At 45.7% G+C, this 25,823-nt stretch carries 21 protein-coding genes and 2 tRNA genes; 10 read left to right on the forward strand and 13 right to left on the reverse strand.

What is annotated here, in order from left to right:
- Positions 1-68: 68 nt before the first annotated feature.
- Entirely contained in the window at positions 69-1,007 is a 939-nt protein-coding gene (ftsY, locus tag B0182_RS00755) for a signal recognition particle-docking protein FtsY (protein ID WP_078273114.1), read from the reverse strand.
- Positions 1,008-1,175: 168 nt separating this feature from the next.
- Between ftsY and B0182_RS00760 the strand changes: the two genes are divergently transcribed.
- A complete protein-coding gene (locus tag B0182_RS00760) occupies positions 1,176-2,207 on the forward strand; it encodes an ABC transporter substrate-binding protein (protein WP_078273115.1) in 1,032 nt (343 codons plus the stop codon).
- 44 nt (positions 2,208-2,251) lie between these two features.
- Here B0182_RS00760 and B0182_RS00765 read toward each other — a convergent pair whose 3' ends face one another.
- The 3 genes from B0182_RS00765 to B0182_RS00775 all read right to left on the reverse strand — a co-directional run bounded on the left by B0182_RS00765 (position 2,252) and on the right by B0182_RS00775 (position 5,354).
- The gene (locus tag B0182_RS00765) at positions 2,252-4,528 is read right to left on the reverse strand and encodes a primosomal protein N' (protein WP_078273116.1); all 2,277 of its coding nucleotides are present in this window, start codon (positions 4,526-4,528) and stop codon (positions 2,252-2,254) included.
- A gap of 170 nt (positions 4,529-4,698) precedes the next feature.
- Positions 4,699-5,079: a Rid family detoxifying hydrolase gene (locus B0182_RS00770; RefSeq protein WP_078273117.1), complete on the reverse strand. Its 381-nt coding sequence runs from the start codon at positions 5,077-5,079 to the stop codon at positions 4,699-4,701.
- 89 nt (positions 5,080-5,168) lie between these two features.
- Positions 5,169-5,354 carry a hypothetical protein gene (locus B0182_RS00775; RefSeq protein WP_078273118.1) on the reverse strand — a complete coding sequence of 62 codons (186 nt, stop codon included), beginning with the start codon at positions 5,352-5,354 and terminating at the stop codon, positions 5,169-5,171.
- A gap of 151 nt (positions 5,355-5,505) precedes the next feature.
- Here B0182_RS00775 and B0182_RS00780 point away from each other — a divergent pair, with 151 nt between their 5' ends.
- Positions 5,506-6,288, forward strand: coding sequence for a M48 family metallopeptidase (locus B0182_RS00780; protein ID WP_078273119.1), 783 nt, complete (start codon positions 5,506-5,508; stop codon positions 6,286-6,288).
- A gap of 75 nt (positions 6,289-6,363) precedes the next feature.
- Here the strand turns inward: B0182_RS00780 and B0182_RS00785 are convergent, their stop codons facing one another.
- The 3 genes from B0182_RS00785 to gmk all read right to left on the reverse strand — a co-directional run bounded on the left by B0182_RS00785 (position 6,364) and on the right by gmk (position 9,991).
- Positions 6,364-8,562 (reverse strand): RelA/SpoT family protein, encoded by a 2,199-nt coding sequence (locus tag B0182_RS00785; RefSeq protein WP_078273120.1) that lies wholly within the window; start codon positions 8,560-8,562, stop codon positions 6,364-6,366.
- 449 nt (positions 8,563-9,011) lie between these two features.
- On the reverse strand, positions 9,012-9,272 hold the full coding sequence (rpoZ, locus tag B0182_RS00795; protein WP_051225765.1) for a DNA-directed RNA polymerase subunit omega: 261 nt from the start codon (positions 9,270-9,272) through the stop codon (positions 9,012-9,014).
- An 86-nt stretch (positions 9,273-9,358) separates the two neighbouring features.
- A complete protein-coding gene (gene gmk, locus B0182_RS00800) occupies positions 9,359-9,991 on the reverse strand; it encodes a guanylate kinase (protein ID WP_112742450.1) in 633 nt (210 codons plus the stop codon).
- Between the two features lie 114 nt (positions 9,992-10,105).
- Between gmk and ispH the strand changes: the two genes are divergently transcribed.
- Positions 10,106-11,038 (forward strand): 4-hydroxy-3-methylbut-2-enyl diphosphate reductase, encoded by a 933-nt coding sequence (ispH, locus tag B0182_RS00805; protein ID WP_029102094.1) that lies wholly within the window; start codon positions 10,106-10,108, stop codon positions 11,036-11,038.
- A 149-nt stretch (positions 11,039-11,187) separates the two neighbouring features.
- Positions 11,188-11,358 (forward strand): hypothetical protein, encoded by a 171-nt coding sequence (locus tag B0182_RS14125; RefSeq protein WP_158079585.1) that lies wholly within the window; start codon positions 11,188-11,190, stop codon positions 11,356-11,358.
- Positions 11,359-11,371: 13 nt separating this feature from the next.
- Here the strand turns inward: B0182_RS14125 and B0182_RS00810 are convergent, their stop codons facing one another.
- On the reverse strand, positions 11,372-12,748 hold the full coding sequence (locus tag B0182_RS00810; protein ID WP_078273123.1) for a WS/DGAT/MGAT family O-acyltransferase: 1,377 nt from the start codon (positions 12,746-12,748) through the stop codon (positions 11,372-11,374).
- 447 nt (positions 12,749-13,195) lie between these two features.
- A complete protein-coding gene (argG, locus tag B0182_RS00815) occupies positions 13,196-14,530 on the reverse strand; it encodes an argininosuccinate synthase (RefSeq protein WP_078273124.1) in 1,335 nt (444 codons plus the stop codon).
- A 212-nt stretch (positions 14,531-14,742) separates the two neighbouring features.
- Between argG and B0182_RS00820 the strand changes: the two genes are divergently transcribed.
- The 3 genes from B0182_RS00820 to B0182_RS00830 are packed head-to-tail and all read left to right on the forward strand — an operon-like array spanning position 14,743 to position 16,587.
- Positions 14,743-15,234 (forward strand): L,D-transpeptidase, encoded by a 492-nt coding sequence (locus B0182_RS00820; protein WP_078273125.1) that lies wholly within the window; start codon positions 14,743-14,745, stop codon positions 15,232-15,234.
- Between the two features lie 42 nt (positions 15,235-15,276).
- The gene (locus B0182_RS00825; protein ID WP_078273126.1) at positions 15,277-15,594 is read left to right on the forward strand and encodes a hypothetical protein; all 318 of its coding nucleotides are present in this window, start codon (positions 15,277-15,279) and stop codon (positions 15,592-15,594) included.
- 24 nt (positions 15,595-15,618) lie between these two features.
- The gene (locus tag B0182_RS00830) at positions 15,619-16,587 is read left to right on the forward strand and encodes a LysR family transcriptional regulator (RefSeq protein ID WP_078273127.1); all 969 of its coding nucleotides are present in this window, start codon (positions 15,619-15,621) and stop codon (positions 16,585-16,587) included.
- A gap of 202 nt (positions 16,588-16,789) precedes the next feature.
- Here the strand turns inward: B0182_RS00830 and B0182_RS00835 are convergent.
- The 4 genes from B0182_RS00835 to B0182_RS00850 all read right to left on the reverse strand — a co-directional run bounded on the left by B0182_RS00835 (position 16,790) and on the right by B0182_RS00850 (position 19,067).
- A tRNA-Asp gene (locus B0182_RS00835) sits at positions 16,790-16,866 on the reverse strand.
- Positions 16,867-16,905: 39 nt separating this feature from the next.
- A tRNA-Val gene (locus tag B0182_RS00840) sits at positions 16,906-16,981 on the reverse strand.
- Positions 16,982-17,184: 203 nt separating this feature from the next.
- Positions 17,185-17,901, reverse strand: coding sequence for a nucleotidyltransferase family protein (locus B0182_RS00845; protein ID WP_078273128.1), 717 nt, complete (start codon positions 17,899-17,901; stop codon positions 17,185-17,187).
- Positions 17,902-18,041: 140 nt separating this feature from the next.
- Complete coding sequence (locus B0182_RS00850; protein WP_078273129.1) at positions 18,042-19,067, reverse strand: aminoglycoside phosphotransferase family protein; 1,026 nt, start codon at positions 19,065-19,067, stop codon at positions 18,042-18,044.
- A 452-nt stretch (positions 19,068-19,519) separates the two neighbouring features.
- Here B0182_RS00850 and B0182_RS00855 point away from each other — a divergent pair, with 452 nt between their 5' ends.
- The 3 genes from B0182_RS00855 to B0182_RS00865 all read left to right on the forward strand — a co-directional run.
- Entirely contained in the window at positions 19,520-22,483 is a 2,964-nt protein-coding gene (locus B0182_RS00855; protein ID WP_228157697.1) for an LPS-assembly protein LptD, read from the forward strand.
- Between the two features lie 86 nt (positions 22,484-22,569).
- A complete protein-coding gene (locus B0182_RS00860; RefSeq protein WP_078273130.1) occupies positions 22,570-23,559 on the forward strand; it encodes a peptidylprolyl isomerase in 990 nt (329 codons plus the stop codon).
- Positions 23,560-23,804: 245 nt separating this feature from the next.
- Positions 23,805-25,823: ESPR domain-containing protein (locus B0182_RS00865; protein ID WP_143821632.1), on the forward strand; the 2,019-nt coding region annotated here is incomplete at its 3' end.

Below are 25,823 nucleotides of genomic sequence, written 5' to 3' on the forward strand. Positions count from 1 at the left end.
GTGATTTTCATTGCAAATACCAATATTCAACACGCCCCAATAAAAGGTGAAATGCATTCGCCTTTTTGTCATTTTTCTTCGCTGATGAGTGCATCTACAAACTCTTTGGGATCAAAGGGCTGTAAATCATCAATCTGCTCGCCCACGCCGATAAAGCGAATGGGAACATCGGTCGTCTGGGCAACATTAAAGACCACACCGCCTTTTGCCGTGCCGTCCAGTTTGGTAATGGTAACGCCTGATAATGGGGCGACTTCGCTAAATAGATTGACCTGACTAATGGCATTTTGACCCGTACCAGCATCTAGTACAATCATGCACTCATGTGGGGCGGTCTCATCTGCTTTTTTCATGACACGAATGACTTTTTCAAGCTCGTTCATGAGATACGTTTTGTTTTGTAATCGCCCTGCGGTATCGGCGATAAGCACATCAATGCCCTTTGCTTTCGCTGACTGCATGGCATCAAAAATCACCGACGCACTGTCCGAACCCTGCCCCTGTGCCACCACAGGAATGCCATTACGCTCGCCCCACACTTGAAGCTGTTCAGTTGCTGCCGCCCGAAACGTGTCGCCTGCTGCGAGCATGACCGATTTGCCTTCACTCTGTAAGCGTTTGGCAAGTTTGCCAATGGTCGTGGTCTTACCCACGCCATTAACGCCAACCATGAGAATCACAAACGGTTTTTTGGTCGAGTCAATGATAAGCGGGGCAACTTTGGGTTCTAAAATGTCCACCAACTCTTTTTTTAGGGCTTTATATAACGAGTGCGAATAAATCAAATCGCCCCGTGCCGTCTGCTCGGTTAGGCTCGTGATAATCCGATTGGTCGCATCCACGCCAATGTCCGCCACCAGAAGCTGGTCTTCGACTTCTTCTAACAACTCATCATCAATCTCTTTGCCACCGACTAGGACATTCATCAGACCTTCTGATAAATTCTTACTGGATTTGGATAATCCTGCTTTCATGCGGGCAAAAAATCCGCTTTTACTCTCGCTCATGTCTGTTTGCTCATCTTATTAAATTTGCGATTAATAATAGCATATTTTTGGGTATAATTAAATTTAGCGATGACAAAATGACAATATTTTTACAAAAACCGCTGTTTTTTTGGGTTAAATGTGTTAAATTATCCAAATTTTTAGTGTACTTATCTATTAAGGATTTTTATGAAAACGTACGCCTTATCCGCCTTAACACTTGCCATCGCCCTACTGACTGGCTGTGGTAATGACAAACCTACCGCCACGCCTGCCGAAGAGTCTACCCAAGACACCACCAGCCAAAAGGCCCCCAAAACCATTGCCATTGGTGCCATTGTGGAACACCCATCGCTTGACGACATCAGAAAAGGGGTGATTTATGGCTTGGGGCAACATGGCTACCAAGAAGGACAAAATCTGACGGTAAATTTCCAATCAGCACAGGGTAACATGGCGACCATGGGGCAAATCTCCAAGCAGTTCGCCGCCGACACTCCTGATGCCATCGTTGCCATCACCACCCCCACCGCCCAGAGTCTGGCGGCAGCAACCCAGAGTATTCCCCTGATTTACACCGCTGTCTCCGACCCTGTGGCGGCTAAACTTATCGATAATAACAACCAAGCCCTACAAGCGAACATCACCGGACTGTCTAGCCAGCTACCGCTTGAACCACAGCTTGATTTATTTACCCAAATCAAGCCTGGTGCCAAGCGTATCGGCTTTGTATATAGCCCCGGTGAGGCAAACTCTGTAGCCATCAAAGAACAGCTTGCCATCGAACTTCCCAAGCGTGGGATGACCCTTGTGGACGTGCCTGCCAACCGCTCGGCCGATGTCGCTGCCGCCACTCGTGCTTTGGATGGACGCGCCGATTTGATTTATACATCACTTGACAATGGCGTGGCATCGGCAATGGAGGCGATGGTTGGGGTTGCCAATGAGTTAAAAATCCCTGTCATTGCATCCGATGAGTTTAGCGTTAGACGTGGGGCGAGTGCAGGACTTGGGGTCAATGATTTTGATTTTGGGGTAACCACCGCCAAACTGGTCGCCCAGACCCTAGACGGCACTAAGCCTACCGACATCGCCCCTGAGGTCATGAACAAACTCACGCTCTACGTCAGCCCCAAACACGCCCAAAATCAAGGCGTAACCATCAGCAATGAACTCATAAAAGACGCCATTGATGTGGATAGCGTGCCACGTAAAGAATAAAGTTCATGCCACAAAAGGATATTGCAAACATCTTTTTTGACCATCTACCATCCCACAGGGTCAATGTCTATCGCCATCTTGACCCCCCGAGAGCTGGGCAGGGCAAGCACGTCCTGCCACCACCATGCCAACACGTCATGTAACACTTTGCGTTCTTTGGCAAGGATGAGCATCTGCACATGAAAGCGGTTGTTTTTCTTGACCATCGGGGCATCAATGGGGGCAAGCACGGCAAAGGGATGAGCTTGGGGCAGATGGTTTTTTGCTCCGATGATGGCATTTTTGGCGACATCAAGCCGATGAGCATCCGCCCGCACCAGCACCGCATGACTATACGGAGGCAGTCCCAATCCATACCGTTCTGCCAATAAGTCATGGGCGAATTTATCATAACCGTAGCGTATCAAATCAAGCAGTAATGGATTATCAGGGTTTAGGGTCTGTATCAGCACCTCCCCTGCTCGTCCTGCACGCCCTGCTCGTCCTGCCACCTGCATAATCATCTGGGCGGTGTGCTCAGGCGAACGAAAATCAGGCGACAAAAATCCGCTGTCAGCATTGACAATCACCACTAGCGTGACATTAGGAAAATGATGACCTTTTGCCAGCATTTGTGTGCCTAACAATATCATTGGCTCGCCCGTACTAACACGTTCATACAGTCTATCCCATCCCCCCTTGCCACGCACCGTATCACGGTCTATCTGCACGATGGGATAAGGGGTCTGGACGGTTTGGGGATTGGCAAAAATGCTGTGCAACCTTTCGTACAACTGCCCTGTCCCCTGCCCCAAATGTACAAGATTTGGGCTATGACAGCTCGGACAAACCTTGGGCGTCACCACCTGATAGCCACAATGATGGCATTTTAGATAATCATACAGATACTGCTCATTGGCATAGCGTGCTTTTTTGAAGGGGTTTTTGTGCAAGGTCAGATGACTGCTACACCGCATGCAGTCCGCTTGCCAGCCACACGCCCCACATAAGAGAATCAGGGCATAGCCACGGCGATTTAGAAACATCAACACCTGCTCGCCCCGCCCTAAGGTCTCACGCACCGCCTGCACTGTCTGATGAGCCAGTTCGGTATCACGGCTCTCGCCTGTCATGTCCGTCTGCCATTGTGTTCCCACTCTCATGTCCACAAGGCGAAACGTGGGCGGTATCGCACCCCCTGCCCGTTTGGTGAGTTTGCATTCATGCAGTTTGCCATCACGGACAAGTTTAATTTGTTCAAGGATGGGCGTTGCCGTGCCTAGCACCACAGGGATTTGTTTTAACACCCCCACATACAACGCCACATCACAGGCGTGATATCGCAAATGGTCTTGCTGTTTAAAGCTCGTATCGTGAGCTTCATCAATAATAATCAGTCCCAAATTGGCAAAGGGGTAAAACAGTGCCGAACGTGTGGCGATGATGATTTGGGCTTGCCCCTGCCGACACGCCTGCCATCCCGACAGCCGTTCTTTGTCGTTTAATGATGAATGTAACACCACGACATTCGCCCCAAAGCGTGCCGAGAAACGCTCCCGACTCTGTGGGGTCAGTCCTATCTCAGGCACCATAATCAGCACCTGCCGACCCTGTGCCAGCACCTGCTCCATCGCTTGTAGGTACACTTCGGTCTTACCCGAGCCTGTTACGCCATTGAGCAATACACCTTGATAACGCCCGTCATGTATGATTTGGCTTATCTGCGTCAGTGCCAAGCGTTGTTCGTCATTTAGGGTCAGTGGCTCTTGCACCACTTGGGCAGGCAGGGGCGGTGTGTTTGGGGCAGTGTGACATTCTATCAGCTCTTTTTGGACAAATAGTGTCAAATTTCGCTCTGTTACCCCAAGCATCCGCAAGGTGTGTTTGGTGGCGTTCGGGTTATCACGGATAACGACAAAATCAGCGTGCTGTTTTTTGGCAGTTTTACTCAGCACGCCTTTAACAAACCCATCATCAGCGTGAGCGACCGCCCGATATCGCCATACCTCATCACTGACATCCGCCCCTGCCTTGATGAGCGTGGGTAACATTACCGCCATCGTGTCGCCCAGCGGATAATGATAATAAGACGACAGCCATCGGGCAAGTTTAAAAAAATATTCATCAAAAATCGGCTCATCATCTATCACATAAATGAGTGATTTTAATTTATCCTGTGGCACATCACTGTCATCGGGGTGGACATGCCCTGCCACGATGCCGATAAACTCTTGGCGACCGAACGGCACTTTGACACGCACGCCTATCGGTGGCAACACGTCCGCCACACGATAATCAAACAGGCGATAAAGCGGTACAGGCAAGGCGACTTGGATTAGCATGGTGTGGTCTTTAACATAAAAATAAGGGCGGTATTCGCCCTTACATTGACATTTATTAAAAATTTAGGCTCTGGTTCAAAAAGTATGCTACAAGGAAAACCGTTCGTGGTGAGNNGCTCAGGGTGAACGGAAAATCTAGTTCAGCATACTTTTTAGACCAATACCAAAATTTATTCGATATATAAAATCGCTTCAATCTCCACCAACGCCCCTTTTGGTAAGGCAGAGACTTCTAGGGCGGCACGGGCAGGATAAGGAGCGGTGAGACGAGATTCAAAGATTTGATTTAATTCATTAAAATCATTCAAATCATCTAATGATACGTTAAACTTTACCACATCCGCCAAACTACCGCCTGCTACTTTGGCAATGGCTTCAATATTATCAAACACTTGCTCAGCTTGGGCGGTAAACCCATCACGCAAGGTCATGCTTACAGGGTCAAGCCCGATTTGACCTGAGACATAGACGGTATTACCCACCTTGACAGCTTGTGAGTACGTTCCCACTGCTTTTGGGGCGTTGTCAGCATGAATGATTTGTTTTGGCATGGTTATTCCTAAGATATTTCTATGTTTAAATGCTGTTTAAATACCATTTATCTTAAATGGTGTTCATTTGTCTGTAATTTACCCGCTTATTACTTGCTCGTCTTGTTAGCTTGCCAACGAGCCATAATTTTATCCCACAGACTCATGGCAGGCTCGCCCGTATAGACGATGTTACCTGCGACATTATCGGATGTCTTTGGCAAAAGATTGGGTTCGGTTTTGCCCAAAAAATGCACCACGTCAGATTTAGAATTTAGGTCAATTTGACAACACATGGCTTACTCCTTAAGAAATGGTAAGATTATATTAAACAAATTACCATGAATATTCAAGTATTTTTTATTGTTAAAGCACCCGTTCACCATGTTGTTTTTAAACTTTGAAAATGCTATGATGGTTTTATGTTTTACCCAATCAGGACTTTTTATGAAAAAATTAAGCATCGCCCTACTTAGTACCACCTTGACTTTATCGGGTTGCACCACCGTTGCTGACATGGCAGGCATGGACACCAAAACCCTAAACGCCCAAGCAGGCTCCCACTATCAACAAATGCTCAGCAAAGCCAAGATTGATACCACATCAAACACCGCCAAGACCGTTCAACGTGCCTTTAACCGTCTAAGACCACATGCCGACTCCCTAAATAACACAGGCATACGTTTTGACTGGCAAATGACCGTGGTTAGGGATAAAACCGAGAATGCTTGGGCGATGCCAGGGGGCAAGATGGCATTTTACACAGGACTGGCTGAGAATTATAACTTGACCGAGAGCGAGATTGCCGCCATTGTCGGACACGAGATGGCTCATGCTTTGCTAGAACACAGTAAAAAACAAATGGGAGCAAACGTCCTGTCTAGCCTAGCGGTACAGCTTGGTGCCGCCGCTGTCCAAGCCAATACAGGTTATAATGCCGACATGGTCAATCTCGGGGCAAGTGTGTTACACGAATACGGACTTGATAAACCCCACTCTCGCCATCACGAATACGAAGCGGACGCACTCGGCATGCGACTGATGGCGATGGCAGGTTACAACCCTGCTGATGCCATCAACGTTTGGAAAAAGATGAACGCCAAAAAAGGCGGTGGTAGCAAGGCAGGTAGCATTTTCTCTACCCACCCCAATAACGACAGTCGTATTCAAGCGATGGAAAAGCTCCTTCCTGAGAACCGTGCCATCTATGAGCGTGCCATCAAACGTTAATCTAAATTATCATGGCATGGTTGAAAACAAACCCTGCATATTGGCAGGGTTTGTTTTGTGCAAAAGCACAGAGCATTAAGTCGGCATCTGATACAGTCGCATGATACTAGGATAGCCCAGCACTTGGCGTAGCTTCATGATACCTTCTTCTAAATGAGCTCGGGAACGCACCACCACCTGTATAAAGGTCGCCCCGACCCCACCGCCTGATTTCTCATCTGCCTTGACAGACGTCTGCTCAATACCAATGTTCAAATCACGCAGCTCATAAATCGCCTGACTCATCTGCTCTTCATTTAGCATGGCGTGGATTTTGAGTGTGGCAGGAAAATGCAGCTGTCCAATCGAGTTGGCATGGTCAAGCTTGATATCCGACTTCCAGTTGAGCTGTATGACCTGATAAGGATTCTCAGCACGGATGTTTTCTAGTGAATAGCATTTATGACGATGGACGGTCAGCCCTTGACGTGCCGACAAATGTCCGACAATGTTATCGCCATACATGGGATTACAACATTTGGCAAAGGTAATCTCCAAACCCTTAATGCCTGCTAATAAATGCTTGGTTTGGGTAATCTCCGCCCCGTCTGCCACATCCACTTCTTCGCTAAACAGACGAGAGACGACCAACTGTGGCAGTAGTGTGCCTGTGGCGATTTGTAGGAAAATCTCGGTTTGGCTTGACACGCCACGCCATGCCAAAATATCCGCCCAATCCTGCTCGGATAAGTCATCTAGTGTTTTATCATAAGGCTTTAAGGCACGCATCAAGGCTTCTTTGCCATAATGCTCTTTTTGGTCATGGGGCAGATGTTTTAGGAATTTTAAAATCTCATTGCGGGCTTTGTTGGTCGCCACAAAGCCAAGCCAATCTGCCTTGGGCGTGGCATTTTTATCAATATCAATGCTCACGGTGTCACCATCTGCTAGCATCAACCCAAGCTTACCATGCTCGCCATTGATGTCCGCCCCTGTGGCGATGTTACCCACGGCAGGCCCGACCGCATAGGCAAAATCGAGTGCCGTCGCCCCACGGGGTAGCTCATAGGCACGCCCTTGGGGGCTATAACAGACGATTTTACGCTCATGCAGATAGCTCATAAGCTCATTGATGACTTTAAGCGACGTCTCCGCATCTTCGCCTTCGACCGCCGCCAAATCCTTCATATTACGCAAACTTGCCTGTATCACCGACTGACTGATGTCATTTTTGCTATTGCCAAGCACGCCCAAGCTAGACGCTTCTTTCATGCGTGCGGTCATGAGCGTGACTTTGATGAAGTTATAATCTTTTTGATAAATCAGCGACAGCGACTGATTGCCCCCTGCTAGGGGTTTACGGATATTGTCCTGAATGTTACGGTCAGCGATTTCAAACTTTTGAATGAGATGATACGCCAGTTTGTCGCACGCCCCGATGTCTTCTAGCACCACCTCAAAATCATATTGGCGAATCAAGCGATTGGCTTGCCCACGGTTTTTAAAGAACTGCCGATACATGCTTGTGCGGTTGTCCAGCACCTGCACATGTCCTTTTAGATTTAGATGTCCCAGCAGGTTTTGTAGGTAAGTGCTAATCTCAATCTTTTGAAAATTACGCCCCAAACCATGTTGTAACAGCTTGTCATTAAATTTGTTGTACATGGCAGGGTTAAGGTTGCGATAACACAAAAGCTCGATGTAGTCAGCGATGTCGTTTAGCCCCATAATGCGCGCGAACGGCACATAAAAATCCAACGTCTCACGAGCGGTTGATTTTTGTTTTTCTTCTCGTACCGCATCCATGGTACTCATGTTATGCAAGCGGTCAGACAGCTTGATGATGAGTACACGGGGGTCTATGAGCGTGGCATTTAAAATCTTATGAAAAGTCGCTGCCTGCGATTGCTGTTTGCTCATGTTGCCCGATTTTAGCTTAGTTACGCCATCCACCAGCCGTGCCACCGTCTCGCCAAACTCACTTGCCACCAGCTCATCGGTGACTTCGGTGTCTTCTACCGTGTCATGCAAAATCGCAGCAATGATAGAATCTTTATCAAGTGAGAACCCCGCCAAAATCTCCGCCACCGCAATGGGGTGCGTGATGTACGGCTCGCCCGATTTGCGTTTGTCCTTGATGTGTGCCATGTCGCCAAAATGGCACGCCCGTAGCACATCCGCCCGCTCTTTGGCATCTAAGTAGCTGACCGCATTCATCAGGCTGTCTTTGGCTTCATCCACCAAAGGATGACTAAAACGTGTAGGGATATTATCGGCGTGGTAGTTGGCTAACATGATTGGTTTGGCTCGGTAGTGTGTTGGTTGGTTGTTTAATTAGGGCGTGCCCACTCTTTATAACACTATTTACAATTTTAAAATTTTTAGCAATAAATCAATCGTTTTTGCATGAAAAATGGCTAAATCTTGTGGCTCGAAGTCAAAAACTTGTCTGATAGAAGACTCACAGCCTTAAGTTTTTTCTTTGAAAAACGTGTGATTTTTCGTGATTTTCATTGCAAATACAAAAGGCAGGCACGCCCTAACAAAAAGCTCTTGAAGTGGGGCATGATTTTATCTAAAAAAATCCCCAATCCGAACTTTATAATTAATCAGTTTTTCGTTAAATTGTCAAGGGAAAATTATCCGTTTTTATGGAGTTATTTTTATGATAAAATCAGAAAGTTTAATGAATGACAAAACAAAAAACCACGCCAAAAGCATGGTTTTTAGGACTGTATATGATTTTAAAAACCATTAGCCGTTGGATCAAACGGTGGCGGTTCTTTTTTCACATACACTTCTTCAGGCTTATCTAAAATCGCACGGGTCACATGACCATCGGCAATCTCACGCAGGGCAAGCACGGTTGGCTTGTCGCCTTCGGGAGTCACCAACGGGTCGGCACGCCCTGTGGCAAGCTGACGTGCTCGTCTTGATGCCACCAAAATCAAATCAAAACGGTTATCCACCGTATCCAAACAATCTTCAATCGTCACTCGTGCCATAAATCACACTCTTTACATTGATAACAATCTATTATTATAACAGATTTTTACTATTTTAAAAGTGGAAAATTAAGGTTTGACACACCCTAACTTGCCAATAACTGACTGATTAATTTTTCATGGCGTGCCGTTTGCTTGTCGATGGCAAGGCGATAAGCAGTGATGATGGATTTTATCTCAGATAATGCCACATCAAAATCATCATTAATTACCACATAGTCAAAGTTCACATACTCTTGCATCTCACGCACCGCCCCTGCCAGTCTGGTCTCGATGACCTTTGTGGCATCTTGGTTGCGATTCATCAGACGGCTACGCAGGGCTTCACGGCTTGGCGGTAGGATAAAAATCATCACCGCTTGAGGAATGAGTTTTTTGACTTGTAGTGCTCCTTGCCAATCAATCTCCAAAATCACGTCCATGCCCGCACTGAGCAAATCATTGACCGCCGTCTTACTGGTGCCATAATAATTGCCAAACACTTCGGCATGCTCCAAAAACTCACTCTCCCCCACCAAGCGGATGAACTCATCTCTATTAGTAAAATAATAATGCTCGCCATCAATCTCACCACGTCTGGGTTCACGGGTGGTGTGCGAGACACTAACCACGAGATTTTTGGTGGTGGCAAGTAGCTCCTTGACCAGTGAAGTCTTGCCTGTGCCTGAGGCGGCGGTGATGATAAAAAGCGTGCCTTGGGTGGGGTTTGTGTTCGTCATGATGATTTCGCCAAATGATGATGATTGACAGATTATAGCACAAATTGTCATATCCTAAAACGACAAATTATGATAAAGTAAGCCGTTTGATGTTGAGTTATTTGGAAATCTTTCATGCAAATTCTACTTGCCAATCCCCGTGGCTTTTGTGCTGGCGTTGACCGTGCTATTGCCATTGTTAATGAAGCCTTATGCCGTTTTAATCCGCCCATTTATGTCCGCCATGAAGTCGTCCACAACAAATTTGTGGTTGAAGATTTGGCTCGTCGTGGGGCGGTGTTTGTCGAAGAGCTGGACGAAGTGCCTGATGGGGCGATTGTGATTTTCTCGGCTCATGGCGTATCCAAAGCAGTCGAAGACGAAGCGACACGCCGTGATTTGACCGTGTTTGATGCCACCTGCCCTTTGGTTACCAAGGTGCATATTGAAGTGGGTAAATTTGCCAAAGGCGGTATGGATGCCATTCTTATCGGACACGCAGGACACCCTGAGGTGGAGGGTACGATGGGGCGGTTTGACACCAGTTTTGGCGGTCGCATTCATCTGGTCGAAGATGTGGATGACGTGGCAAACTTAGACTTTGGGGCGGACAAAGAACTTGCGTTTGTTACTCAGACCACTCTATCTATGGACGACACCGCCCAAGTGATAGACGCCCTAAAAGATAAATTCCCCCAAATCAACGCCCCAAGAAAAGACGACATTTGCTACGCCACCCAAAACCGTCAAGATGCGGTAAAATCTTTGGCAAAAGAATGTCAAATCGTCCTCGTGGTCGGTTCGCCCAACTCGTCCAACTCCAATCGCTTGCGTGAGCTTGCCGAACGACTGGGGGCAAAGGCGTACCTCATTGATAACGCTTCTCAGATGGATAAGGCATGGTTTGATGGCGTGGACAAAGTCGGAGTTACCGCAGGTGCGTCCGCCCCCGAAGTGCTGATAAAAGAAGTGCTAGACACCTTGCAAGACTGGGGAGCAGATGCCCCCACTGAGCTGTCGGGCATTGAAGAGAATGTTACTTTTTCTCTACCCAAGAGTTTGCGATAATTATTAGGGCTTGTCATTAGCCAGTCATAAACAAAACATCTGTTTACAATTTATCAAGAAAAATGGCGAAAAATGGTTGTCCCCACTTCTTAATTGGGCTACACTAAACCTGTAACCCACCACTAATTTTAATTAAGACAGGTACAGCCATGACCCGCCAAACCGCTCATCATCAAGCCACTCATTGCACTTGCCATGCCATCATGACCGTCATTCATGGCGACAAGACACGCACCATCAGTAACGACATGATTGTCCAAACCCTAGCCAAATTAACCACGCCCATCAAGCAAACAACACCCAGACGATGTGTGGCATAAGGGTTTTGTCATCTTATTCTTTTGGCAACAGTCTTTCAAACACCAACAATTCCTGCTCCAAAAACTCAATCAGCTGTTCAATGTGTGGCAAAGCACTTTGGCAAGCGGTAATGCCAAAATCTATCTTGTCTTGATAATTGGTTAGCGTGATGTTTAAAGCCTGCCCATCTAATAGCACCGACGCAGGGAAAATCCCCGTCAGTCTCGCCCCATTAAGATACAATGGCGTATTATCTCCTGGTACATTTGAGATGATGAGATTAAAGGCTTGGCGGGTCGGCATCACGCCCGTGCTTAGGTTGGCAAATGCCATGCCATAAGTAAGCAGACTATAATTAATGACTTGTGCCTGATTCATGCGGGAAAATCGCTGTTTGCCATCATCCACGCTTGCCTTGATGGTCAATAGACGCTCGGCAGGGTCAGATTTGTGCGTGGCAAGGTTGGTAAGGATGAACGAGAGCTGATTGCCCATGGCACTTTTATCACGGCGAAGCGATATCGGCACAAAGGCGATGAGTGGCTTGGCAGGCAGGGCATCTTGGACGAGCAAATATTCACGCAACGCCCCTGCACAGATGGCAAGCAGGACATCATTGGTCGTCGCCCCAAAATGCTCGGCAATCTTTGCAAATCGCCCTTTTTTAAACGAGACAAACGACAGCTGACGTGAACTGCTGATTTTTTGATTTAAGATAGACTTGGGGGCATCAAAGGTACTGGTAAAATGCAGATTCTTTTCCCCAAAGTGATTTTTGACACTATTAACCAGCTCTCGCCCCACAGGATAGATGGTGGTAAGTTGTTCTTTGATGATTTTTAGGGGCGGTTTGTGAATGGGTAAGATGGCGTTGATTTGACTGCGGTATTTGGTGGATAACGACCAAAACGGGGCGGTCATCTTCTCTGTTTTGGACGCTGAGAGCGACATTTGAAGCAGTCGCATGGCGGCGATACCGTCTGCCATGGCGTGATGAATCTTTAAAAACAGGGCAAAGCGAGCGTTACCACCATCGTAAGCAGGGGCAAGCCCATCAATGAGATGAAATTCCCACAACGGCTTGGCTCTATCCAACATCAGCCCATGCTCACGTGAGATATAGTTCGTCAGCTCTTGTGTGCCACCGGGTTTGGGCAGGGCGACATGGCGGAAATGATGATTAACATCAAAATCCCCATCTGGCTCCCAAAACAGCCTCTTGCTTAGCACTTGATTAAAAGGAAAGCTTGGCTTGGTGCGTGTCACTTCAATGTCTGATACCAACTTTGTCAAAAAATCATCACCCGCCCCGTCAGGCACCTCAAAAATACACAAACCTGAAACGTGCATCGGCTCCTTGCGAGTTTCAAGCATTAAAAATACATGGTCAATGGCATTTAAAGCACGCACGTGTTATCCTTAATTGATAAAATTATTTATAAATGGGTTAAAATGACTGTTTAATGACATGAGTAAAAATATGATTAGTATAACAAATTTTTTGTAAAAAATTTTATCAATCCATGACTATTTTTAAAAATTTTTTAGGGCGTGCCTGCCTTTGGTATTTGCAATGAAAATCACGAAAAATCACACGTTTTTCAAGGAAAAAACTTGAGGCTGTGAGTCTTCTATCAGACAAGTTTTTGACGCAGAAAAACATCCGACCACTTAACTGGGTAAATTTTAAGAGTTTTAACTTAATTTTTTAAATTAAGTGGTCGGATAACCATTTTTCATGCAAAAATTAATTTAAAGTATTAAGTTTTTAACTTATTTTATAAGAATGTTATCAAGGTAGGCACGCTCTAATAAAAAAGAGCGAAACATTCAGCTCGCTCTTTTGATTGATATGACTTATTTGCTGTCAAGCTGTGGCACGGCATTACCACCCGACAGTCCCAAAAGCCCTGCATTACTATAAATACCCAATTTAGCACGGGTATCAGCGATGTCAAGATTACGCATGGTCAGCTGTCCGATACGGTCAGTGGCGGTAAAGCTTGCGTCTTCTACTTTTTCCATAGACAGGCGTTCAGACTCGTAGGTAAGATTGGGTGATTTGGTGTCTAGGATAGAGTAGTCGTTGCCACGGCGAAGTTCTAGCACCACTTCGCCTGTAATGGCTTTGGCGACCCAACGCTGGGCGGTCTCACGAAGCATTAATGCTTGGCTATCAAACCAGCGACCTTGATAGAGCAAGCGACCCAAACGCAGTCCGTTAATGCGATATTGCTCAATGGTGTCTTCGTTGTGAATGCCTGTAACCAAGCGTTCGTAAGCGATGTGCAAGAGAGCCATGCCAGGGGCTTCATAGATGCCACGGGATTTGGCTTCGATGATGCGGTTCTCAATTTGGTCGGTCATGCCTAAGCCATGTCGTCCGCCGATTTCATTGGCTTTTAGCATGAGTGCCACAGGGTCATCAAATGTCTCGCCATTTAGTGCCACAGGATTACCTTCAAAAAACTCCACTGTAACGGTCTCGGGGACAATCTCCACGCTCTCGTCCCAGTAGCGTACACCCATGATAGGTTCTACGATTTTGTGGCTTGCGTTCAAAAATTCCAAATCTTTGGCTTCATGTGTCGCCCCAAGCATATTTGAGTCGGTAGAATACGCCTTTTCTTTGCTCATTTTGTAGTCAAAACCGTTATCAATCAAGAATTGGCTCATTTCCGCTCGTCCACCAAGCTCATCAATAAAGGTCTCATCTAACCAAGGCTTATAAATTCTAAGCTTAGGATTGGTGAGTAGCCCATAACGATAAAAACGCTCAATGTCATTGCCCTTATAGGTGCTACCATCGCCCCAAATGTCCACGCCGTCATCGCTCATGGCGGTTACAAGCATCGTGCCTGTTACCGCACGTCCCAGTGGCGTGGTGTTAAAATACGGCATACCGCCTGTCGTGATATGAAACGCCCCACACTGAATGGCACAAATGCCTTCACGAACTAATTGTAAACGACAGTCAATCAAGCGGGCTTTTTCTGCCCCATATTGCATGGCTTTGGCAGGGATTGAGTCGTAGTCGGACTCATCGGGTTGCCCCAGATTGGCAGTATAAGCATAAGGCATTGCCCCTTTTTGTTTAATCCACAAAATGGCGGCGGACGTATCCAAACCGCCCGAAAATGCGATACCTACCTTTTCGCCCAAGGGCAAAGATTCTAAAATGGTGCTACTCATACCAACTCCAATTTTCATAAAATAAAAGCATGCAATCCAAAAATTATAACACTTTTGGCAAATCTTAGGGTAAAAATTTTAAAAATTTGGCAAATTTTCACAAAAATAAGCGAAAAATTTTTAAAAATTTGCTAAACTAGTAAAATTTAAAATAGTCATCATTTTTAAAATTGATGACCCAGTCATCATAAAGCCATGATTGCCCTAACCCTATGATAACCTTAAAAATAGACACCACCGCTCAAAGTTTGACCGTATTTGATGGTGATAAGCTCATCAAAACTCTGCCCGTCTCTACCGCCAAAAATGGCACAGGACAACTTGAAAATACAGGGTGTACGCCACTTGGTAAGCATATTATTAACAATAAAATTGGGGGCGAATACCCCAAAAATGCCGTCTTTGTCGGGCGAGTGTTTACAGGCGAGATTTATGATGACAAGTTGGGGCAAACCAATCCTGACAGGGACTGGATTTTGAGTCGGATTTTGTGGTTAAAAGGTGTGGAAAACGGTTATAATCTTGGCAAAACCGCAGACGGTGCGGTGTGCGATACCCACGCCCGATATATCTACATTCACGGCACGCCCGATACCGAGCCTGTGGGCGTGCCGATGTCGCATGGCTGTATTCGTATGAGAAATAATGACGTGGTGTGGCTATATGATGTGGTAGATGCAGGGACACAAGTTTTAATCATTTAGCCTATTTATCAAAAATATTTTCATTTTTTAAAAAGGCAATTTATGAAATATTTATTACTAATTCCTATTATCGTATTAACCGCTTGTGTCAACATTCACCACAAATCTGGTAATAAAAAATCACAAATGACACAAACCGCCCAGTCGGATATTTTTATTATTTATTTTGACAAAGACAAAAAAGACAATTTATTAACACACATCAATCATTATCACGATGAGATTGTTTATTTATATGACAACATAAATGCCGTGGCGGTAAAAATTACGGCAACTGATTTAAATAAAAAAGTGCAATCTTATCAAGCGATTGATGGTGTTTTACAAATCACCAAAAATGAAATGGTGCAATTACATTAAATACAAAACATAAAAAGGGCAATTATGAATTTACAAAAAGTTGATTTAAACCTAATTGTTTATTTAGACGTGCTACTGCGTGAGAAAAACGTCACCCGTGCCGCCGAACAGCTTGGCATTACTCAGCCTGCGATGAGTAATATTTTACGTAGATTGCGTTCGCTGTTTAATGACCCCTTGCTCGTGCGGTCGTCCGAAGGCATGACCCCGACCGAGCGAGCCTGTGAGTTACAGCCACGTATTCGTGAGATACTCTCGGACGTGGGGATGCTGTTGGAGCCACGCACCGAGTTTCGTCCGTATAGTACGTCTCGGGTATTTCGGATTATGACATCGGACTATGCCGAAGCCACGCTTGTGCCACGCCTTGTCAAAGCCCTTAGAAGCGAAGCCCCGAACGTGATTTTGGACTTTTTGACCCCGTCCGATGTGTCGTATCGGGACATGGAACAGGGGCGAGTGGATTTGGCGATTAACCGCTTTAATGAGATACCGCAGAGTTTTCATCAGGTGTTGGTGTGGCGTGATACGTTTAGTTGTCTGCTGTCGGCAGAGTCGCCCCATTTGCACCGTTTTAACCTAAAAAATTACCTAAAAGCTCAGCACGTCTGGGTATCCAAAACGGGCATGGGCGTGGGTTTTGGGGTCAATCCTGAAAAATCAGGCGGTCTGGGTTCCATCGACCAAGCCTTACAGCGACTGGGACAAAAACGCCAAATCAGCGTGTTTACCCGTCATTATCAAATGCCTGCCATGCTCACCGCCAACAAAGACCTGATTGCCACGCTACCCACTCGTGTGGCAAACCTACAAGCCCAAAATAATCCACAAATCGTGGTCAAAGAACCGCCATTTTTCATTCCAGAATTTGAGCTTAAAATGGCGTGGTCGCCCCTACTACAACACCACCCTGCTCATAAATGGCTAAGACAGCTTATCATTCATGTGGCACGGCAAATCATGACAGAAGAAGACACCAAACTGCGTCAATAAAACAACCTTTGAAGCTGTTGTATTATTTTAGAATTTTAGAAATTAGGGTACACCACCTTTGATATCTCCTTGAAAACGGGCAGTTTTTCTCATTTTATGGTAAATATGAAAGCAGGTATACCCTAGTGTATAAAATAAAGACATAAAAAAATCCCTAAGTCAGGGGAGACTTAGGGGATAAACTGGAAAAACCAGTTAAAAATGGCGCAGCGGACGGGACTCGAACCCGCGACCCCCGGCGTGACAGGCCGGTATTCTAACCAACTGAACTACCGCTGCTAAGGTCGCCAATCTTTTTTAACCATAAAAGATTTAAAATGGTGGGCGGTAACGGATTCGAACCGCTGACCCTCTGCTTGTAAGGCAGACGCTCTACCAACTGAGCTAACCGCCCGAACTTGACTTACTTAACTGTTTTAATAAACAATTTAAACCATGTTTATTTGTTATGTATGTCGTTCGTTGTGGTGCGTATTATATAGATTTTTTGGTGGGTGTCAAATGGTTTTTTGAGAAATTTTACATAAAATTTATAAACCATTGAAATTTATGAAATTATTTTTTAAAAACTATTTTATAAAATTCTCCCACCCGTTTTTACCAAACGCCTCGAACATACTGCTCCACTTCATGCAGTCGCTCCATCGTGCCGACATCGACCCATTTATCACTCAGTATCTCGCCACTGACACGCCCCCCTGCCATCGCCGAACGTAGCAGTGGTGCCAGTGGTGCTATCTCGCCCACGCCCACGCCTGCCACCATCTGTGGAGACATCACGCTAATGCCAGCAAAGGTGTAGTTGTTGCCGTCATCGCTTTTTAGTCCGACCACACCCGACCCCCCTGCCGACATCTGTGCCAAAGCAAAATCGCCCGTGGGGTTATGCTCAGGATTGGCGGTCAGCATCAGATGAGCCAGATGATTACCAAGACTGTGATGAGCCAGTCCGTCAAACGCAAACTCGCTCCACACATCGCCATTAATGAGCAAAAACGGCTCATCTTTTAGTTTCCCATGAGCCAGTGCATAGCGTATACCCCCTGCTGTCTCCAAAGGCTCAGGCAGGACGCTCTCATCGGATATGTGGATATTCACGCCAAAATCACGACCTTTAAAAAAGTCAATAATCACCCCGCCCAAATAGCCGACATTTAGAGTAATGTCGGTAATGCCTGCCTGTTTTAGACGTTCGATATGCCACACCATCAGGGGCTTTTGTGCCACCATCACAAGAGGCTTGGGCGTGGTCAGGGTCAAAGGACGCATTCTGGTGCCTTTACCTGCTGATAAAATCATGGCTTGGGTTATCATGGTTTGCCTTTTATAAATAAGTTTTTATAAATGATTGGGTTTTTAAAATAAATAAATCATATCAATTGTAAAATTAAACACATCAAACATCAAAATAAAAATAGGACAATTTATCATATCATCATCCTATTTTCATTTATTTATGCCGATATAAATACCTGATTATAAGTAGGTAGGATTTTTTGACAAATGAATTCCTTAAAATCAGTATAAATATCATCACCGCCCTGCTCACTTAGCCAGTTAAGCTCATGGCACAAATTATTCATCACTTTGGGGATGTTTTGCAAATAACGCGCTTTGCTATCTCGCTGATACAGACGAATAAAAATCCCCAAGACTTTTAAATGTCGCTGTATGCCCATGATATTGACATTTTTGGTAAAGTCATTCAATGTCATGTTCGGGTTTTTTAATTCATAAAAAATTCCAATCTGTTCATTCACCCACGTCTCATCCACATCAATGTACGCATCTCGCACCAAACTCACCAAGTCATAAGTATCTGCCCCAATCACCGCATCTTGAAAGTCAATCACGCCCAGCTCATCAGACGCTTTATCTTGCATGAGATTGCGACTGTGATAATCCCGATGAACAATGACTTTGGGCTGACTTTGGACATCAGTGATGACTTGTTTTTTTAGTCGCTCCCATAATAACTCATCATCGGCGGTAAATGATACGTTAATATACGGCGAGAACCACTGGCTAAATAAATCCATCTCATCATTTAATTTCTCATCGCTATATGCTGGCAAATCAACATCAATGTCCAAATCCTGTAATTTGATTAATGTCTCATAGGCTTTTTGGTAATAGCGAGACATATTTGCTTTATCGTCTTTGATTAAATGGGCAAATTCGGTCGTGCCAAAGTCTTGTAATAATAAAAAGCCCTTGGCAATGTCTTGGGCAATGATGTCAGGCACATTCACCGCTTCACTCATGATACCTGCCACCGATACAAATTCAGTCACGCTCTCTTTGTCAGGCGGAGCATCCATCAAAAGATACGTCATTTTATCTTTATCGTGTTCGCTTGTCACCTTAAAATGAATGCGATGATAACGGCGAAAACTGGCATCTCCTGCCAAGCTCTCTACCGTAAAACCAGCAGTTAGGTGATTGTTTAAAAAATTCATCATCTCATCATGGCGAGTCATGGTATGCCCTTATGGTTAAAATCGTTAAGTTAAATGATTTGGTTAAATGGTTAAATAGATGCCATAGTTTAGCGGATTTTTGGGCGTTACACCAGTCATTTTCGGTGTATTGTTTTTTGACGGCAAATTTTTAAGACATGACAAAAACTAGGGCGTGCCTGCCTTTGGTATTTGCCATGAAAAACACCTATTTAAAAAAACAGGGGAATCGCCCGTTTTGCAAGGAAAAAGTCCGCAGTTGATATTGAAATATCAACAAGGATTTTGACTTCAAGCCACAAGATTTAGCCATTTTTCATATGAAAATGGCTTGAAATCCCTAAATTTTCATCATATTTTTAAAAAATGTTATCAAGGGTAGGTACGCCCTATTAATTTTAAATCAAAAATAGGGTAAAATAACCAACTTTAACCACATTTAAAAATCACCCTAAGTCAATTCAGGTAACATCATGACACGTGGACAGGCAACGCAGAACAAACAGGACAGACAAAAACAGGATTTTTTTGGCAAAAAACACGAATTGACCATCTGTGTCGGCATGGCGTTGTTTGGCGTATTGCCTACCCTAAGTCACGCCCAAAGTTTTGTGACATCCGATGACATCACACGCCCAAGCTCCAACAGCACGATGAGCCATACGCCCACGCCTGCCGCCGTTCAAACGGTTGCAGGGGCAAAGGTAGAGGCTAAGACCGATGATGGTTTGGGATTTATTACCAACAATGACACCCAAACCGCCAATTCTGTCCCCACCATCACTCAGCCCAGACTTGCTCATCTGTCCCATCATGCCATCACTTCGCAAAGCCCCCAATACCGTACGCAGGACAACCCACAGCTTGATGATAATCCATATCTTAATGATAAACTGGCAGGCAGTGACAAACAGGGTAACACATCAAATCATAACCCAAACCCCACATCATTTGTCACATCGGACATTCATGATAGCCAAGGCGGTCAGGGCAAGCAAAACACCACGTTTATCAGCAGTGAGAACATCAGCCAAGACCATCATGCCAACACACAAAAAAGCCAAAGTCTTGCCAAACTTGCCCAATATTATCACGCCAAGCCAAGCACCGGCGGACACGTGGCACGCTGTGAAGGGGTGTGGGTACAGCCCAAGCGAGAGAGTCTAAGCCAAACTCTGGGCTATCGAGGTCATGGCGATGATAACGAGACTTTCTACGCCCAAGCTGACTACGGCTACTATGACAATAAAGACTACGCCGAGCTTGCTGGTAATGTCATCATCGAACAAAACAATCAGCAAATCGTCGCTGACAAGCTCATCTATCAGCCTAGCACAGGGCAAATGCGTGCCACAGGGCAAGTGCTGTTTAGTGATGACCGACCGCCCAGCACTGGCGGTAGCAAGGTAAGCGGTGCAGGGATTATCGGGGTTGCCGATAACTTATACTACGCTGATGACGGCAGGACCGCCACCGCTCATGACGTCGCCTTTGCCAGTACCACCATGAACGCCCATGGACACGCCCACACCCTAAACAAAGTCGGCGATAACCAATACCACATGCAGGACGTCATGTTCTCCACTTGCCCGCCAACCGAACGCAAATGGCATTTGGACGCCAGTAGCATTGACATTGATAACGACACAGGGCGTGGCGTGGCAAAAAACAGCACACTAAGAATCGGTAACGTGCCTGTCTTTTATTTGCCGTATTTTAACTTTCCCATTGATGACAGACGTGCCAGTGGCTTTTTGTTGCCGACAGCAGGGTTTGGCTCGGACAGTTTTGAGATTAGCACGCCTTACTATTTAAACCTTGCCCCTAACCATGACGCCACCATCACGCCCACGGTGTTTAGCAACAAAAACCCCATGCTCACGGGCGAATTTCGCTATCTGACACAGCATGTCGGGGCAGGCGTATTGCGTGGCTCTTATTTGCCCAATGACCGCAAATACAATAACGAAGACCGCAAAAGCCTGTTTTATGACCACTACTGGCAGTCCAAACGCCACCCTCATCTGTCCGCCTACGCTCATTATCGCTATGTCTCGGACAGCAGTTATCTTAATGATTTTGACACGCTCGGCATCGAAGGCAACCCACTTAACTTGCCACGCAACATCGGGGCAAGCTACTATAATGACTACATCAGTGCCGACTTGCGAGCGGAGACCTTTCAGACATTGCACGGCACAAACAGCGACGGCACGACCATCTTAGATAAAGACAAGCCTTACTCACGCCTGCCCCAGTTGTCGGTGCATTATCGCTTGCCAAAACTTGTCAATGAATTTGACGTGCTAAACCGCCTAACAGTAGAAGGGGTTCACAACTCTGCCTATTTTAAAAAATCCATCAAAGACAACTCCGAGACGGAAAAATCAGGCTTTCGCATGTACAACCAGCTCTCGGCAAGCTATCCGATGACTCGCTCATGGGGCTATGCCACGCCATCGCTTGCTTTGACACATCTGTATGCGTCTTATGATGAGGACAGCCTTATCGGACAGAATCTTACCGAAGATGAAGGCACTTATTCGGTGTTCGCCCCTAGGATTGGACTAGATACAGGGCTATTTTTTGAAAAGGCAGGTTCACCCTTTGGGCTGTATGACGACAGCTTGGGCGGTCATCAAGTCATCATGCCACGCCTAAAATACACCTACACCCCCTACAAAGACCAAAGCAATATCCCTAACTTTGAAACTGCCATCGGACAAATTAGCTACGACCGCCTGCTGTCTGATTCTTGGTTCTTGGGCTATGACCGCATTGGCGACTTGCACGCCATCACCCCTGCCCTGCATTATCGCTATGTGGATGGGTCGGGTCTGACACGCTTTGACGGGGGCATTGCCGAGCAGATTTATTTAGATGACATTCGTGTGGGCGCAGATGACAGCCAAACCTTTACAGGCAGCACATCAGGGATGGCGTGGCGAGCATCCACTCAGCCGACGGATAACTTTTGGGTAGAAGCTGGCGGAGCATTCACCCCCAACTATGACCTAAGTGCCATCGTCGCCCAACTACGTTATCAGCCCAGTGATAATCAGCTGTACAACTTTGGTGTCATCGAACGCAAAGACAACCCCGCCACAGGTCAGCTTACCCTATCGGCTTATACCGCATCTGCCGTCTTTCCCATCAACAACCGCTGGCGTGTCATGACCCAAGCCCAATACGACTACAAAAACGACCGCCTACTCGATGCCTTGGTTGGGGTTAATTATGAAGATTGCTGTTATGGGTTGTCGGTCTATGCTCGCCGTTATCGCAACGACCTAAACCCCGAAGCAGGGGCGGATAACGCCATCATGGCAGAGATTCGCCTAAATGGCATCACCAGTGGCGGTAAGCTAAACCGTCTGATGTCGGATAAAGTCTTGGGTTATGACACTGTCAATCGAGCATGGCAGCAGGATTATTGATTTATTTAAATCATAGCATTTGACGAGATGATGATGAAATGCTAAACTGATTTAGTTTATTTATTAACAATTTTATAGGAACAACAATGAAACATCCCCTTATCCAATCCCTGCTTACCATCAGTCTAAGCCTAGGCATGGCAACAGTCGCCACCGCCAACACCCCTAGCGTAACAAGCAGTGCCGATGGTATTTTGGCACAGGTTAATGACGAGATTATCCTAAAAAGCGAGTTCATCACCGCCAGTCAAGCCATGGCTCGTGAATATCGTGACAGAGGTATTGCCTTATCTAACGCCGAAATCCAAAATCTTACCATGGATGCCCTCATCACACGCAAATTACAGCTTGGACTGGTGAATCGTGCAGGGTTTAGCCCCAATGAAAATGCGGTCAATCGTGAACTGCTCGCCATTGCCAACAAAGAAGGCTTTGACAACCTAGCAGATTTTCAACGTTCGCTTGATGGTAAACAGGCAGGCAGTTATGCCGAACTTCGTCGTCAAGTCATCGAAGATGCCAGCCTAGTGGCACTATGGCAAGCCCAAGTCCGCCCACGCATTAACATCGGTGAGCAGGAAGTCAATGCTTTTTTAAACTCGCCTGAAGGACAAAAAATCCCTGCCAAACAAGTGCTTATCCCTGAATGGCAGACCAGTCATATTTTGGTCAAAGTTGACGATGCTCAAAGTGATGCCATGGCACAACAAAAAATCAACGCCCTATACAGCGAACTACAAAAAGGAGCGGACTTTGGGGCGATGGCAGCCACGTATTCTGATGACACAGGCTCTGCCACCCAAAACGGTCGCTTGGGCTGGGTTACTGACGGGCAGATGGTGGCAGAGTTCGAAGCCATGATGAAAAATACTGTCGCTGGTGATTTTTCCACCCCGTTTCGCACGCAGTTTGGCTGGCACATCCTAAAAGTGGAAAACACCCGCCAACGAGACATGAGTAATGAAGCACGCAAAGACAAAGCTCGTGAGATACTATTTAGCCGTCAAGCTCCCCAAGCCGAAGAAGACTGGGTGGATGAACTAAAAGCTGGGGCTTATATTAAGATTTTTGAATGATTTGACAAATATCAAAAGACGGCTGATGGTCGTCTTTTTTATCATCCGCTTTTAGCATTCCACCTTCCAAACAACTCAATTCCTACAAAAAAACCAACCAACAATCATAAAAAAACTACCGTTTATCAATAATTTTTCATGAAACCGATCCTATTGCAGGATTTTTAGTATAATTGAATTTTTTATTAATTACAAACATTGATTTTATCAATAAACAACCTATCTTTTGAACCTAAGGGTATTTTATGAATCACATTTATCGTGTTGTTTTTAACCACGCTACAGGCACTTACCAATGCGTATCAGAGTTTGCCAAAGCAAAAGGCAAAACCAAGTCGATTAAGGCATTGGCGGTAGCAAGTTCGCTTGTTGTGAGTGGGATTAGCTTTGGGGCAAATATTGAATTCACAGATGGGCAAACGCACACCATTAAGGGCAACAGAGCTTTTGATGGCGAGGTGCTTATCAGCAACCCCAATACCAAAGTAACCATTAAAGGGCAGTTGGTGTTTGGTAATGGTGATGACACCGATGCCACCATATCAAATCAAGCCGTTGTTGAAAGTAATAATGACATTGCGATTTCTGCTGGACAAAACGCAACGGTTGTTGTTGATAATGCTAGCCTAGCAAATAAAAGTGGTATTTTAGCCTTAGGATTGACACCATCTAATACTGCCAAACTGATTGGTAGAAATGGTGCAAAAATTACCGCTTCTGGCATTGTGAGTATTGCTAATATAGATAATAGTACTGCTACGGTTGAACTTACAGGGCAAGATACAGTGCTGTCAGGTACAGTCATCAATGTTGGCGAGCAATCAAGTGCAACAGGCACACTAACGCTTAGTGGTAAAGCAAATATTAAGGCTGATCAGTTGTTGATTGGTCGTGGTAATGGTGCAACAGGTACGCTCAATATTGACAATGCCACCATCGATGCCCAAAGTGTGATAGTGGGCGTGTATGGCAAAGGTGTTGCCAATTTGACAGATGGCAGGCTAAACCTAAGTGAAAGCTACACATTGGCAGACGGTGTGGGTTCAACCGCCCAAGTGACCAGTAACAACACCACCATTGACACAAAATTTGTGATGATAGGCACATCGGGCAATGCCACACTTGATAGTGCCAATGATGTGTATAGAATCCAAACCAGTTTGGGCATTGGACAAGTGGCAGGCTCAAAAGGGGTTGCCAGTTTTGACAACAGCTCCATTCGTGCAGAGACGATTGTGTTGGGTGTGTTGGAGGGTTCACAGGCAGACGTACTCATCAAAGGGGCGAATTCTCAGTTGAATGTCGACAACAATTTGGTGGTGGGGTCAGGCGGTGTTGGTAAACTCACCTTAGAAAGTGCCTCCGCATATAGTGTCGGTCATCTTAGAGTGGGTGATACCGTTTATGTTGGTGGCGGTGGCGAAAACGGCACGGCTGGCACAACAGGTGGCACAGGTACATTAACCATCAAAGACAGCACGTTGGTTGCCAAAGAGATGGTGGTAGGCAATACAGGTAAAGGTACGCTTCATTTGGAGGCTCAAGATGTTGATAATTACCTAACAGGGCTTTATGTTGAACAGATTGGTCGTGATGCCAACTCTGCCCAATCTGACATTTACATCAATGGGGCAAAGATTGGTATTACTGCTGACCAACCCAACTTATTTGCCAATTTTACCAAAGACAATAAAATTGAGCTTGGCAATAAGGGTGTTTATTTTGAAACAGCAAATGTACAGTCGGGTACAAATGTCACTATTAATCCCAATGCGGTTTTGACAGGTCATGTTGGTGCCATTAATATAAATACTCCCGATGATTCAGCTGGTTTTTGGAAGTCGGGTGCAGGCACGCTTGAAATCAATGAAAATTCTAAAAAGTTCACAGGGGACATTGGTGTCACACAAGGTGTACTAAAAATCAATGGCAATTACACCATGAATGGCGAAAATCTTGTTATTGGCATTTTAGATTGGAATGAAGATGGCGTACTAGATACCATAAACGAACATGGCAAACTTGTCGTAACAGGCACTGCCGACATCAGCAAGGGCAGCCTAAAAGTATATGCCGAAGAACTTATCGCAGACACCCCCAAAGACAGCGTTTGGCGTGATGTGGTGTCAGCAGGTACACTAAATGGTCAATTTGCCAGCTTAGATGACAACAGTCCACTTGTGGATTTTGAAGCAGATTATAGTGATGCTAATAAAGTACATCTAAAATTGGCACAGCAAGGCTCAACGCCAACGCCAACGCCA

This window comes from Moraxella bovis (assembly GCF_002014975.1).
GTDB lineage: Bacteria > Pseudomonadota > Gammaproteobacteria > Pseudomonadales > Moraxellaceae > Moraxella > Moraxella bovis.